Here is a 13,552-nt window from a genome sequence, read left to right as displayed (position 1 = left end):
GGGCCGGTTAGGGGAGGCGTGGTGCGGGGCGGTTCGGGGGCGTGGTGGCTCGGGGGGAATCAGAGGGAGGCGACGGCGGCGACCTCGGCGGCGAGGCCCGCACGATACCGGTCGAGGTAGTCGGCGTAACCGGCGACGTCGGCCGGTTCGGGCGCAAGGGTCGTCGCGGGAGCGCCGGCGAACACGCGTTCGCGGAGGTATCCGGCCAGGTCGAGCTGCGAGGCGTGCGCCAGATAGGCCGCCAACACCGCCGCGCCCCACGCGCCGCCCTCGGACGCCGTTTCCGCCACGGTCACCGGCGCGTCGAGGGCTCCGGCGAGGAACCGCTGTGCGACCCCGGCCGTGCGGAAGATCCCCCCGTGGGCATACATCTGGTCGAGTGCGACCTCCTCCTCCGCGAGGATGCGCATCCCGAGGCTCAGGGTGCCGAAGACGCCGTAGACCTGCGCGCGCATGAGGTTCGCCAGGGTGAGGCGGCTGCCGGGCGTCCGGACGATGAGCGGGCGGCCCTCGTCGAGCCCCGCAATCGGTTCCCCGGAGAGGTGGTTGTACGCGAGGATGCCGCCGGCATCGGCATCCCCTTCGAGAGCTTCGCGGAGCAACACCTCGAACACCGCATCCGAGTCGAGGGGAGCGCCCGCCGCGGCGGCGAACTCGCCGAAGACCCCTGCCCACGCGCCCAGCTCGCTGGCGCCGTTGTTGCAGTGGACCATGGCGACGAGGTCGCCGGCGGGGGTGGTCACGAGGTCGATCTCTTCGTGCACGCGACGCAGCGCGCGCTCGAGCACCACCATGGCGAAGATGCTCGTCCCTGCACTGACGTTGCCGGTGCGTGGCGTCACGGAATTCGTCGCGACCATGCCGGTGCCGGCGTCTCCCTCGGGCGGGCACAGCGGCGACCCGGGGCGAAGCTCGCCGGTGGGGTCGAGGAACATGGCACCCTCGGCGGTCAGTTCACCCGCGGGCATGCCGGCCTCGAGCACCTCGGGGAGCAGTTCCCCCACCGGTGCCGGCAGAACGGTTCCCGCGGCGAGCGCGTCGTAGCGGGCGAGCAGCGCGGTGTCGTAGTTCTTGGTCGCCGGGTCGATGGGGAACATGCCCGAGGCGTCACCCACCCCGAGCACCCGGCGTCCGGTGAACCGCTCGTGGACGTATCCGGCCAATGTCGTGAGGGAGGCGATGCGCGGCACATGCGGCTCGACGTCGCGGACGGCCTGGTGCAGATGCGCGATCGACCAGCGGAGGGGGATGTTCACTCCGAACGCCGCGGTCAATTCGGCGGCCGCCGCGGCGGTCGACGTGTTGCGCCACGTGCGGAAGGGCACGAGGAGGGCGCCGGCGTCGTCGAATGCGAGGTAGCCGTGCATCATCGCCGACACACCCATCGCGCCGTACGTGGCCGGACGAACCCCGTACTGCCGCTCGACGTCGGCGACGAGGTCGGCGTAGGCGGCGCGCAGACCCTCCTCCACCGCATCCAGGGAGTAGGTCCACGTGCGGTCGACGTAGTCGTTCTCCCACGCGGAACTCCCCACGGCCAGGACCGTGGTGTCGTCTGCGACAAGGCACGCCTTGATCCGGGTGGATCCGAGCTCGATCCCCAGTGCGGTGCGCCCCGCGGCAATCAGTTCGCGGATGCGGTCGACCGCGTCAGGATCCAGAGATGTCGTCACGGGTGCTCCATCGTCGGCGGGCGAGGTCTCCCGCGAATGTTACCGGTATCATTGCGGCGGCGCGACCCCCCTCCCGCGGGTCCGGCGCCGGAGGGACGGCCGCGAACCGTCGCGTCCCGGGGAGGCGCATCCGCGGGAGGCGCGTCCTGGCGCGGAGTGGGGCGGGCGGGCTGTCAGGGAGCGCTCCGGGGAGCGGCCGTCGAGGCGCGCTCGACCAGGATCGGCGGCGCGGCGGATGCCCCGGCCTCGGGTTCGCCGACCACGGCGGCCACGACGCGGCGGGCCTCACCGGCGAGGTCGAGGCGCACCGTGGTCAGCGCAGGGGTGTAGAACGCCGCATCCGGATTGTCGTCGAATCCGGCCACGCTCACCTCTCCCGGCACCTCGACACCACCGGCGCGCAGTCCGGCGATGAGGCCGAGCGCCATCTGGTCGTTCGCGGTCACGACCGCGGTCGGGCCGTCCGGGCGCGAGACGGCCGCCGCGACATCCCCGGCGGCGGCAGCTCCGGCGGCGGCGCTCCAGTCGCCCGACCATCTCCCGGCGCTCGCGACACCCCCCTCGGCGAGCGCGGCCGCGACGCCCCGCGAACGAGCGACCGCCTCGGTCCAGTCGGCGGGGCCGCTGAGTTCGGCGATGCGCTCATGCCCCAGGGACAGCAGGTGCCGCACGGCGAGGGCTGCCCCCTCGGCTTGACGATCGGTCCCCGCGCCGCCGTGCAGAGCGACGACCGGCACCCCCGGCCGGGCAGCGTCAACGGCCTCACTCGTCCGCGTGTGCGCGGCGACGAGGATGATGCCGTCGACCCCCTGCGACAGGAGGTGCTGGAGCGCAGCGACCACCGAAGCGGGGTCGGCGGCGTCGGCGTACGCGGTGGCGATCCACCTGCCGCGCGCCCGGGCCGCGGTCTCCAGTGCGGCGATCCCCGCGGAGGGGCCGTACAGCGCAGCATCCGAGGCCACCACGCCGAGGGTCCGCGTGGTGCTCGTTCCCAGCGCGCGGGCGGCGTTGTTCATGCGGTACCCGAGTGCGTCCACAGCCGCCAGAACGCGCGCCCGCGTGTCGTCGCGGATGCTCAGGTGCCCGTTGAGCACGCGCGACACGGTCTGCGGAGAGACGCCCGCTGCCCGGGCGACATCGCGGACGCCGACGCGACCTGCGCTTGTCGGGCGTGCACCTGGCTCCTCGGTCATCCCCCGCCTTCCTGCGTGCTGCGCCGCTCACCCTAGCGCGGCCCGCGCCGGCCGACCCCGCCCTCTTCTCCCGTCGTAGGCTCGATGGAGACCCTGCGGAGGTGCGCATGAGCGACGACCCGAGGCAGGCGGCCGCGCGTTACCGCCTCGAGCAGGAAGCGCGCGCGGGGCGCCTGTCGCCCGAGGATGCTGCCGCCCTGGCCGAAAGCCCGCCGGCCGAGGATGCTGCCGCCCTGGCCGAAGGCCCGCTGGCCGGGGACGCTGCCGCCCTCGCCCAAAGCCCGCCGGCCGGGGCCCCCGAACGAGGGTCGACGGCGGCCGAGCGGGCGGCGTACGTGGAAACGGCGATCCAGCAGGCGATGCGGCGAGGCGAGTTCGAGAACCTCCCCGGGGCGGGCAAGCCGCTGGCGGGGCTCGGCGAGAGCCACGACCCCGACTGGTGGATCCGTCGCAAGATCGCCAACGAGAAGCTCACCGGACTCGGACCGCCGGCGCTGATGCTGCGCGTCGAGCACGCCGAGATGGCGGAGCGCCTGGACGCCCTCACCCGGGCGGCCGACGTGCGCGAGGCGGTCGAAGACTTCAACCGCCGTGTCATCGAGGCCCGGCGCCAGCTACTCGGCGGTCCGCCCGTCGTCACCCCGACCCGCGACGTGGAGGCGGAGGTTGCGGCATGGGAGGCGCGCCGAGATGCGCGCGCGGCTGCGGCCGCCGCATCCCCTTCCCCTCCCCGCCGCCGTCGCTGGTTCCGCCGCCCGGCCCCGTAGCCCGGCGACGTGGCGGGGGGTCCGCGATTCGGCCGTTCCCCGAGCACTCCGGGAGGAGATGGCGCTTCGGGAGGGCCGAATCACCACATCCCACCCTCCCCATCGCACATCTCCTCCCCAACCGCCCGCCGAGCCACACGGCCCCACTCGCCCCGACCGCGAACGTCCCCGAGCACTCCGGAGCAGATGGCACTGCGGGAGGAGATGGCGCTTCGGGAGGGCCGAATCACCACGTCCCGCCCTCCCCATCGCACATCCCCTCCCCAACCGCCCGCCGACTATCCCCCGCCGACCATCCCCACGCAGCCACACGGCCCCACTCGGACCCGACCGAGAACGTCCCGAGCACTCCGGGAGGAGATGGCGCTTCGGGAGGGCCGAATCACCACATCCCGCCCTCCCCATCGCACATCTCCTCCCCAAATGCCCGCCGACCATCGCCGCCACGGTCGTCACGGTCGTGATCTCGCGCCGCCGGGAGCTACTGCCCGCCGTGCTCGGCGCCTCGATCGCGCTTCGACCGGACCGCGCCCGGGCTGCTGCTCCGCCTCCAATCCCTGAAAGGCCCGTGAGACACGCATCCGGCCTGCGGCGCCGCAGCACCGTAGGCCGGATGAACGTCAAGCGTCAGCCTCGTTCGGCAGGCTTCGCCGCCGCTGCGGCTGCCTTCGCCCGGAATGCGTCGAGCTCCCGGGTGTTCACGGGGGTCTCACCCTCGGGGTCGCCGCCGACCTTGTCCTGTTCCTGCGCGGCCGCGCCATGCGGGTCGCCGGTGAGCATGGACTCGTCGAACGGCAGGCGGCCGGCCAGCACCTCGCGTGAGCGGGCCGCGTCGAACTGCTTCGTCCACCGGCCGATCAGAACCGTGGCCACCGCGTTGCCGGTGAAGTTCGTCACCGCCCGCGCCTCCGACATGAACCGATCGATTCCGACGATCACGCCGACGCCGTCCACAAGGTCGGGCCGGTAGGCCTGCAGTCCCCCGGCGAGGGTGGCAAGACCGGCGCCGGTGACTCCCGCCGCGCCCTTCGACGCGATGATCATGAAGACGAGGAGGCCGATCTGCTCTCCGATGGACATGGGCTGCCCCATGGCCGTGGCGATGAACAGCGACGCCATCGTCAGATAGATGGCCGTGCCATCCAGGTTGAACGAGTATCCCGTGGGGACGGTGATGCCCACGACGGGACGGGAGACTCCGAGGTGCTCCATCTTGGCGATGAGCCGGGGCAGGGCGGATTCGGAGGACGAGGTGCCCACGATGAGCAGGTATTCACGGCCCAGGTAGCCCATGAGGCGGAACACGTTCATGCGTGCCACCGCCCACAGGAGCGTGCCGAGGATGACCGCGATGAACAGGAAGCACGTGAGGTAGAACGCAAGCATCAGCACACCCAGACTCACGATCGCCTGGAATCCGGTCTTGCCGACCACGGCCGCGATCGCGCCGAACGCCCCCAGCGGGGCGAGCCACAAGATCATGCCCAGGATGCGGAACACGAGCACCTGGAAGCCCCGGACGGCCTCGACCATGCGCGCTCCGCGCTCGCCCATCCGCTGGAGCGCGAAGCCGACCAGGAGTGCGACGAAGAGGACCTGAAGGATGCTCCCGCCGGTGAACGCGGAGAAGAACGTCGTCGGGATGATGCCGAGGAGGAACTCGTCCGTGCTCTCGGCCTCACCCTCCACCTCGTATGCGGCTCCGCCGATGTCCAGGCCGGCGCCGGGGTGGATGATGTTGCCCACCACGAGCCCGATGGCCAGCGCGAACGTCGACATGATCAGGAAGTACCCGAGCGCCAGGCCCCCGATCTTCCCCACCGTCGCCGCCTTCGCGATCGATCCGATGCCCACCACGATGGTGCAGAAGATGACCGGAGCGATCATCATCTTGATCAGGCTCACGAAACCCTGGCCGATCGGCTCGAGGGCGACCCCGACATCGGGCGCGACGAGCCCCACGATGATGCCGAGCACCACGGCCACGAGGACCGCGATGTAAAGCCAGTGATTGCGATCGATCCTTCTTCGGGGTCGTCCGTTACGTGCAGTGCGGAGTGACAGAGCCATCAGCGCCTATCCCCTCTTCCAACATCGTCGTCGTGACCGGCGGGGGTGCCGGTGCTGCCTCGACTGTGAACCAGCCCGCGTGCAGCGGCCAGTTGTGGTCGTATTGTTCACGGCGCGCGACGAAGCGGCGCGGGAGGATGAGGTTGTGAGACTCACCGTGGGAGGCCGGCTGGCGCTGGTCGCGCTCGGGACGGCCGTGGCCACCGGCGCGGTGCTCTCGATCGTCCTCGGCCTCCAACTGGCCGATTCCGGACAGCGCGAGGCCGAGGCCGTGACACGCTCCGTGGCCGAGACGCTCGCCCACGAACCCGCCGTGGCCGACCTCACCGCGGACGGCGATTCTGCCGGCCTCCAGCGCATCGCCGAACAGGTGATGGCCGACGCCGATGTCTCGTTCGTCACGGTCATGACCACCGACGGCATCCGGTTGACCCACCGCAACCCCGAGGAGATCGGGGAACCCTACCTCGGGTCGACCGCGCCCGCCCTCGCCGGCCGCACGTTCACCGAAGTGTACGAGGGCACCCTCGGTCCGTCGGTGCGCACGATCGCGCCGATCCAGGACAGCGGGGAGATGGTGGGATTGGTGTCGGTCGGCGAGACCCTCGATTCCGTTCAGGCGCAGCTTGCCCCACGGGTTCCGCTCATCGCCGTGGTGACCGGCGTGATCGTCGGGCTCGGGCTCCTCGGCGCCGTCTTCGTGCGGCGGTCTGCGCGACGAGTCGCGGGCGAACTGACGCCGGACGAGTTGACGCGCATGGTGGAGAACTACGAGACCGTGCTGCACTCGATCCGGGAGGGTCTCGTCGTCACCGACGGCGAGGGCCGCATCCGTCTCTACAATGACGAGGCGGCCGACCTCCTCGGTCTTCCGCCGGCGCGCAGCGGACTGGTGACGCTCGATCCGGAGGAGGCGGGGATCGCCGCGGAACTTCGCGATGCGCTTCGGGAAGGGCGCCGCATGGTCGAGGAGACCGTCATGACGGGCGACCGTGTCCTCCTCGTCAACCAGGAGGAGGCGCGCGATCTGCGGGGGCGACGTGCCCCGCAGCGGGGCCACGTGATGACGCTGCGCGACCGGTCGGAATTGCAGGCGCTCCTAGGAGAGCTGGCCAGCGTGCAGACGCTGACCGAGACCCTCCGGTCCCAAACGCATGAGCATGGCAATCGGCTGCACACCCTCCTTGCCCTGCTCGAACTGGATCGCGCGGAGGACGCCCGCGCGCTGCTCACCGAGTCCGCCGACCATCGGCAGGGACTGGCCGATCGCCTCGTCGGCCACACCGGCGACTCCGTCATCGCCGCTCTCCTGCTGGCCAAACTGGACGAGGCCGCGGAGCGCGGGGTCTCGATGGAGATCGACATCTCCGATCCGCCGCCGATCGTGGCGATGCCGCCTGCTGATGCGGTGACGGTTCTCGGCAACCTCGTCGACAACGCCCTGGACGCCGCGTCCGCCGGTGCCGAGGGCCGGTGGGTGCGGGTCGGCATGCACCAGGTGGGCGAGGAGACCGAGGTCACCGTGACGGACAGCGGTCAGGGCTTCCCAGCCGAGCTCTCCGACCCGTTCGCGTTCGGCGCGACGACGAAGCCGGCCGCAGCCACCGCGCCTCGCGGGGTGGGCCTCGCCCTCGTTCACGACATCGTGGCCTTGCATGCGGGCTCCGTGCGCATCTCGGGCCCGCCGACCTGTGTGCAGGTACGGCTTCCGGGAGCACCGGCATGATCCGCGTGCTCATCGTCGACGACGACGCCCTCGCTCTCGAGCTGCACGCGGCCTATCTCGCGCGAGTGGACGGGTTCGAGGTCGCCGGCCTCGCCTCCAGTGCCCGCGCGGCTCTTCCCGCGCTCATCGATCCCGATCGCCGGATCGACCTCGTGCTGCTGGACCTGACGCTCCCCGACGGCGGAGGCCTCGGCGTCGCCCGTCGGGCCCGTGCGCACGGCGCCCAGGTGGACATCATCGCGGTGACCGCGGAGCGGGAAGCTTCGACCGTGCGCGCGGCTGTCTCCACCGGGGTGGTGCACTACCTCATCAAGCCCTTCACCTTCGCGGCCTTCCGCGAGCGCCTGGAGTCGTACCGCGCGTATGTCGACGGAATGACCCAGGCCGAGGGCGTGGCGTCGCAGTCGGAGGTCGATGCGCTGCTGGGAGCGCTGCGTGCCACACCTCCCCCACTACCGAAGGGCCTGTCCGAGGAGACCCTCACGGCAGTGGGCGCTCGCGTCCGCGAAGCGGCGGCGCCGCTGTCCTCGACCGAGGTCGCCGAAGCGGAAGGGATGTCGCGGGTCACCGCGCGCCGCTACCTGGAGCATCTCGTGGACAGCGGACGGGTCGCGCGGGTGCCCCGTTACGGAGCGCCCGGCCGTCCGGAGATCACCTACGCATGGTTGCGCTCACCGTGACGAACCCGGGGACCGAGGATCAGCGCTGCGCGACGCGCGTCGTCAGCTGGTGCGCGTGGGCCAGGAGCGTGCGCCCGAGTTCGGCAAGACGATCCGGTCCGAACCGGAACTGCACGCCTGTGAGGCTCAGCGCCCACTGCGGCTCGCCCTCCCGGTTGAACACGGCGGCGCCCATCCCCCAGCTTCCCTCGACGATGAGCCCGGGGTTGACCGCATAGCCCCGTTCGTGCGTTTCCCGCAGCCGCGCGCGCAGACGCTTCTCGCCGTGCGGTGCACCCCAGGCGTCCCCCAGCTCCGGGTGCCGGTCGAAGTAGGCGTCCACATCGTGGGGCGGGAGGAAGGCGAGGATCGCCAGGCCCGCGGATGCGACGCCCAGCGGGAAGCGCACCCCTTCCGCGAGCACGAACGAGCGGATCGGGAAGCTTCCCTCCTCGCGCAGGAGGCACACCGTCTCGTCCCCCCGGCGGACGGAGAGGAAGGCGCTCTCCTCGGTCCGCACGGCCAGCGAGCGGACGATGTCGCGCGCGGTCGGCGTGATGTCGTAGCGGGATGCGGCGACGGTTCCCATGAGGTACAGCTCGGGTCCCGGCATCCACCGTCCCGTAGCGTCGTCCCGGTCGACCAGACCCTCCCGGCGGAGCGCCGTGAGCAACCGGTGCACCGTCGGCCGCGTGAGGTCGGCCCGCGCGGCGAGGGTGCCGATCGCTGCTCCCTCGACCCCGGCCGCCGTCACGAGGCGCAGCAGGTGCGCGGCCCGAGCGATGGCCTGCGCGCCGGGTACCGCCCCACGGTCCGAGGATGCGTCCACCATATGGACGTTACGACCGACGGCATCCACATCGCAACACGACACGTCGCCCGCAACGTGCACGCCGCGCAGGATGGGAGGACGGCGCATCGCTGCGCCGGGAACACGAAGGAGTGCCACGTGATCGACAAGACGTGGGCCTCGGCTGCCGAGGCCGTCGCCGACATCCCGGACGGAGCTTCCCTCGCCGTCGGGGGCTTCGGCCTTTCGGGCAACCCCATCGCCCTCATCGAGGCCCTGCTGGCGCAGGGGACGAGAGACCTGTCGATCGTGTCGAACAACTGCGGCGTGGATGATTGGGGCCTCGGGATCCTCCTGAATGCTCAGCGCATCCGCAAGATGACGTCGTCCTACGTCGGGGAGAACAAGGAGTTCGAACGGCAGTTCCTCTCCGGCGAACTCGAGCTGGAGCTCACCCCGCAGGGGACCCTGGCCGAGAAACTGCGCGCCGGCGGGTCGGGCATCGCCGCGTTCTACACCCAGACCGGCGTGGGCACCCAGGTGGCCGAAGGCGGCCTCCCCCGCAAGTACGACGGCGCCGGCGGGGTGGCGATCGCCTCGCCCGTCAAGGACGTGCGCACGTTCGACCTCGGTGGGCGACCGCGCGAGTTCGTCCTCGAGGAGGCGATCGTCACCGACTTCGCGCTCGTGCACGCTCTCCGCGGCGACCGCCACGGCAACCTCGTGTTCAACAAGGCCGCGCGGAACTTCAACCCCCTCGCCGCCATGGCCGGCCGCGTGTGCATCGCCCAGGTCGAAGAGCTCGTCGAACCCGGCGAGCTCGAGCCCGACAGCATCCACCTGCCCGGCGTCTACGTGCACCGCATCGTGGGAGTCGGCTCCGACATCGAAAAACGCATCGAGCGACGCACCGTCCGCGCGGAAGGGAAGTGACATGGCGCTGACCCGACAGGAGATGGCCGCCCGCGCCGCGCGTGAACTCACGGATGGCTCGTACGTCAACCTCGGCATCGGACTTCCGACGCTGGTGCCGAACTACGTGCCGGACGGGGTGACGGTGGTGCTGCAGTCGGAGAACGGGATCCTCGGCGTCGGCCCGTACCCTCCCGAGGATGCCGTCGATCCCGACCTCATCAACGCCGGGAAGGAGACGGTGACGACCCTCCCGGGCACGGCCTTCTTCGACTCCGCACTCAGCTTCGGCATGATCCGCGGGGGCAAGATCGACGCGGCCATCCTCGGTGCGATGCAGGTGTCGCGGGACGGGGATCTCGCGAACTGGATGATCCCCGGGAAGATGGTGAAGGGCCCCGGCGGCGCGATGGACCTCGTGCACGGCGCCGCCCGCGTCATCGTGCTCATGGAACACGTCGCCAAAGACGGTTCGCCCAAGATCGTGGATGCGTGCAGCCTGCCGCTCACCGGCAAGGGCGTGGTCGACCGCATCATCACCGACCTCGCCGTTCTCGACGTCACCCCGGAGGGGCTCGTCCTCGTGGAGACGGCACCCGGCGTGAGCGTGGAAGATGTTGTGGCGGCCACCGAACCGCCGTTGCTTGTCCGCATCCCCCAGGAGCAGAAATGATGATTCCCGACGACATCGTCCTCGTGGCCGCGGCGCGCACCCCGCAGGGCCGCTTGAAGGGCCAGCTGGCGGCGCTCACCGCCACGCAGCTGGGCGGGATCGCCATCCGCGGCGCGCTCGAACAGGGCGGCATCCCCGCCGACGCGGTGGATGCGGTGCTCGTCGGGCAGGTGCTGCAGGCCGGCGCGGGCCAGAACCCGGCCCGTCAGGCCGCCGTCGCGGCGGGCCTCCCGTGGGAGGTGCACGCCTCCGCGGTGAACAAGGTGTGCCTGTCGGGGCTGACCGCGATCATCGACGCGGCGCGGATGATCCGCACCGGCGACGCGCGGGTCGTGGTCGCCGCCGGCATGGAGTCCATGACGCGGGCGCCGCACCTGCTGATGGGATCGAGGGAGGGGTGGACCTACGGCTCGGTCGAGGCGCTGGACCACATGGCGTACGACGGACTCACCGACGCGTACGACCACGAGAGCATGGGCGCGTCGACCGAACGGGCCAACGCGCGGTTCGACGTCTCGCGCGAAGCGCAGGATGCCGTCGCCGCCCGCTCGCACCAGCGGGTCGCAGCCGCCCAGGCGGCGGGGATCTTCGACGCCGAGATCGTGCCGGTGGAGGTCCCGCAGCGGAGGGGCGCGCCGGTCGTGGTGACCACTGACGAGGGCGTGCGCCCCGATACGACGGTGGAGACTCTCTCCCGCCTGCGCCCGGCCTTCGCCGAGGGCGGCACGATCACCGCGGGGAACTCCTCGCAGATCTCCGACGGAGCGTCGGCGGTCGTCGTCACCTCCCGCTCTCACGCGGATGAGAACGGATGGGAGGTGCTGGCCGTCGTCGGCGCGACCGGGCAGGTCGCCGGACCCGACAACTCCCTCCACGAGCAACCCGCACGCGCGATCGCGCAGGCGTGCGAGCGGGCGGGGATCGCGCCGTCCGACCTGGCGTTCGTCGAGATCAATGAGGCGTTCGGCGCGGTCGTGGCCCGCTCGCAGGCAGAACTGGGGCTGTCGGACGACGTCGTGAACGTCCACGGCGGCGGCATCGCGATCGGCCACCCGATCGGAGCATCCGGCAATCGTCTCGTCGTGCACGCGGTGCACGAACTCATCCGCCGCGGCTCCGGCACGGCTGCCGTCGCCCTCTGCGGTGGCGGCGGCCAGGGCGACGCCCTCCTCCTCACCCGCTGACCCTCCGCGTCCCCGGCAATACGCCGGGCCCTCTCCCGGAGTGCAGGCGTCCGCTTGGTGCTCCGGCGCTGGCGCGACCCGCGCGCATCGTCGTGGCGCCGTCGCACCGCCCGCGACGGCGTCGACGCTGCCTTCGTGGGCGCATCTCCCCCAATCAGGAGTTTGGGCTTGCGACGCGCCGTTGTCCTCCCTATTGTAGGGGTACTAGTTCGTCTACCTGATGAGCAGGACAAGGAAGGAACATCCCCCATGAAGACCCATTCGTTCTCCGGCCGCCGGCTTGCCGCCGCAGCCGCCGTCGCACTGACCGCGGCCCTGGCCGTGGGCGTCGGAGCCGGCGCCGCCAGCGCTGCGGAGCCGGCGTCGAACGCCAAGCCGACCGCCAAGCCGACCGTCGTCCTGGTTCACGGCGCCTTCGCCGACAGCAGCGGCTGGAACAACGTCATCGACGAGCTCCAGCGCGACGGTTACCCCGTCCAAGCCGTCGCCAACCCCCTCCGCAGCCTCTCCTCCGACAGCGCGTACCTCCGCAGCGTCCTGGAGTCCATCCCGGGCGACGTGGTCCTCGTCGGCCACTCGTACGGGGGCGCGGTCATCACCAACGCCGCGACCGGCAACGAGCACGTGAAGGCCCTCGTCTACATCGCCGCGATCGCGCCCGACGCCGGAGACGCCGTCATCGACTTCCTCGACCCCGTGAAGTACCCGGGCGGCGTGGCGGACCCGGCAAAGGACCTCGTTTCGCGTCCGATCGCCGGCGGCGACACCGAGTCGCTCATCAACACGACGCGGTTCCGTGACATCTTCGCCGCCGACCTGCCCAAGAAGGACGCCGCACGCATGGCCGTCACTCAGCGTCCCGCCGCGTCCCTGAGCATGACCGAGAAGTCCGGCGAGCCGGCGTGGAAGACCATCCCGAGCTGGTACCAGGTCTCCACGCAGGACAAGGCCGTCTCCCCCGTCGCCCAGCGCTACTTCGCCGAGAACATCGGAGCCCAGACCTCCGAGGTCAAGGGATCGCACGTCGCGTTCATCTCGCACGCCAAGGAGACCGCGAAGACGATCGAGAAGGCTGCCAAGGCGACCACCAAGTAATACCGACGCGCCCAACCGGGCGCACCTCCGCGGGGAGGGCGATCGACACCTGATCGCCTGAAACCCGATGCCAGAGGCCCAGGTCACCACGCGACCTGGGCCTCTGGCATCGGTGCGCGGGGCCGCGCACGGCACCGCTATGCGGGAAGGTCGAAGACCTCGGGATGCCGCGTCAGTTCGAGGCGGCTGCGGCGGATGTGCTGCGCCAACAGCATCTCGGCGTCGTCGGCGTCACGCCGACGGAGCGCGCCCACCAGCAGCTGGTGGTCGTGGTGCACGCCGCGGTCGCCTTCACTCCAGAACAGCCGCGTCGCGGCGCGCCGGTAGTGCTGCGTGCGGTTCCACAGGCTCTTGACGAGGTCGGTCAGCACGCTGGTGTCGACGTGGTCGATTCCCAGGAGGTGGAATTCGCGGTCCAGCGCCAGGAACTCCTCGACGTCGGCGGATTCCTCCATGCGATCGGCGAGCAGCTGGAGCCGCTCTATCTCGTCGTCGGTGACCAGCTCGACGTTCATCTTCAGCAGCAGCGGCTCGAGCCGCTCGCGGACGAGGTACAGCTCCTGGCATTCTCCGGCGCCGAGCGTGGAGACCCACGCCCCGGTGTTGGCGACGAGGGTGACGAGACCCTCGGCCTCCAGCATCCGCAACGCCTCGCGCACGGGGAGCCGGCTCGCACCGTGACGCTCGGCGAGGTCGTCCTGACGAATGCGCTCGCCCGGGGCGTACTCGCCGTCGAGGATGGCGTCGCGCAGGGTCGCGGCGATCCGGGCGCCGGTGGCGCCGTGCACGCCCGCACGCGGAGCAGCCATC

Annotated in this window: 12 protein-coding genes; 7 read left to right on the top strand and 5 right to left on the bottom strand. The window is 71.2% G+C overall.

The window, feature by feature from the left end; all coding sequences use genetic code 11:
* Window positions 1-59 precede the first annotated feature (59 nt).
* Entirely contained in the window at window positions 60-1,673 is a 1,614-nt protein-coding gene (locus AC4FS1_RS15685) for a xylulokinase (RefSeq protein ID WP_491156635.1), read from the bottom strand.
* A gap of 173 nt (window positions 1,674-1,846) precedes the next feature.
* Entirely contained in the window at window positions 1,847-2,866 is a 1,020-nt protein-coding gene (locus AC4FS1_RS15680) for a LacI family DNA-binding transcriptional regulator (RefSeq protein WP_491156634.1), read from the bottom strand.
* Window positions 2,867-2,973: 107 nt separating this feature from the next.
* Between AC4FS1_RS15680 and AC4FS1_RS15675 the strand changes: the two genes are divergently transcribed.
* Window positions 2,974-3,633 carry a DnaJ family domain-containing protein gene (locus AC4FS1_RS15675; protein WP_491156633.1) on the top strand — a complete coding sequence of 220 codons (660 nt, stop codon included), beginning with the start codon at window positions 2,974-2,976 and terminating at the stop codon, window positions 3,631-3,633.
* A gap of 627 nt (window positions 3,634-4,260) precedes the next feature.
* On the opposite strand, the gene AC4FS1_RS15670 is transcribed toward AC4FS1_RS15675, so the two are convergent.
* Window positions 4,261-5,703, bottom strand: coding sequence for a cation:dicarboxylate symporter family transporter (locus tag AC4FS1_RS15670; RefSeq protein ID WP_491156632.1), 1,443 nt, complete (start codon window positions 5,701-5,703; stop codon window positions 4,261-4,263).
* A 145-nt stretch (window positions 5,704-5,848) separates the two neighbouring features.
* Here AC4FS1_RS15670 and AC4FS1_RS15665 point away from each other — a divergent pair, with 145 nt between their 5' ends.
* Both AC4FS1_RS15665 and AC4FS1_RS15660 read left to right on the top strand, forming a co-directional pair.
* Entirely contained in the window at window positions 5,849-7,429 is a 1,581-nt protein-coding gene (locus tag AC4FS1_RS15665; RefSeq protein ID WP_491156631.1) for a sensor histidine kinase, read from the top strand.
* Window positions 7,426-8,109, top strand: a complete 684-nt coding sequence (locus tag AC4FS1_RS15660; RefSeq protein WP_491156630.1) for a response regulator — start codon at window positions 7,426-7,428, stop codon at window positions 8,107-8,109. Before AC4FS1_RS15665 ends, AC4FS1_RS15660 begins: the two co-directional genes overlap by 4 nt.
* A gap of 19 nt (window positions 8,110-8,128) precedes the next feature.
* Here the strand turns inward: AC4FS1_RS15660 and AC4FS1_RS15655 are convergent, their stop codons facing one another.
* Window positions 8,129-8,920: an IclR family transcriptional regulator gene (locus tag AC4FS1_RS15655; RefSeq protein ID WP_491156629.1), complete on the bottom strand. Its 792-nt coding sequence runs from the start codon at window positions 8,918-8,920 to the stop codon at window positions 8,129-8,131.
* Window positions 8,921-9,037: 117 nt separating this feature from the next.
* Between AC4FS1_RS15655 and AC4FS1_RS15650 the strand changes: the two genes are divergently transcribed.
* From AC4FS1_RS15650 to AC4FS1_RS15635, 4 genes are all read left to right on the top strand, one after another.
* Entirely contained in the window at window positions 9,038-9,811 is a 774-nt protein-coding gene (locus AC4FS1_RS15650) for a CoA transferase subunit A (protein WP_491156783.1), read from the top strand.
* Between the two features lies 1 nt (window position 9,812).
* Window positions 9,813-10,463, top strand: coding sequence for a CoA transferase subunit B (locus AC4FS1_RS15645; RefSeq protein ID WP_491156628.1), 651 nt, complete (start codon window positions 9,813-9,815; stop codon window positions 10,461-10,463).
* Window positions 10,463-11,647 (top strand): acetyl-CoA C-acetyltransferase, encoded by a 1,185-nt coding sequence (locus AC4FS1_RS15640; RefSeq protein WP_491156782.1) that lies wholly within the window; start codon window positions 10,463-10,465, stop codon window positions 11,645-11,647. The genes AC4FS1_RS15645 and AC4FS1_RS15640 overlap by 1 nt, the downstream gene beginning before the upstream one ends.
* 249 nt (window positions 11,648-11,896) lie before the next feature.
* Window positions 11,897-12,742, top strand: coding sequence for an alpha/beta hydrolase (locus AC4FS1_RS15635; protein ID WP_491156627.1), 846 nt, complete (start codon window positions 11,897-11,899; stop codon window positions 12,740-12,742).
* 137 nt (window positions 12,743-12,879) lie between these two features.
* Here AC4FS1_RS15635 and AC4FS1_RS15630 read toward each other — a convergent pair whose 3' ends face one another.
* Window positions 12,880-13,551: a GntR family transcriptional regulator gene (locus AC4FS1_RS15630; RefSeq protein ID WP_491156626.1), complete on the bottom strand. Its 672-nt coding sequence runs from the start codon at window positions 13,549-13,551 to the stop codon at window positions 12,880-12,882.
* Between the last annotated feature and the right edge of the window lies 1 nt (window position 13,552).

Source organism: Microbacterium sp. Z12_35 (genome assembly GCF_058310475.1).
Note: the sequence above shows the minus strand (reverse complement) of the source record. Positions and strands in the feature narration are given on the sequence as shown.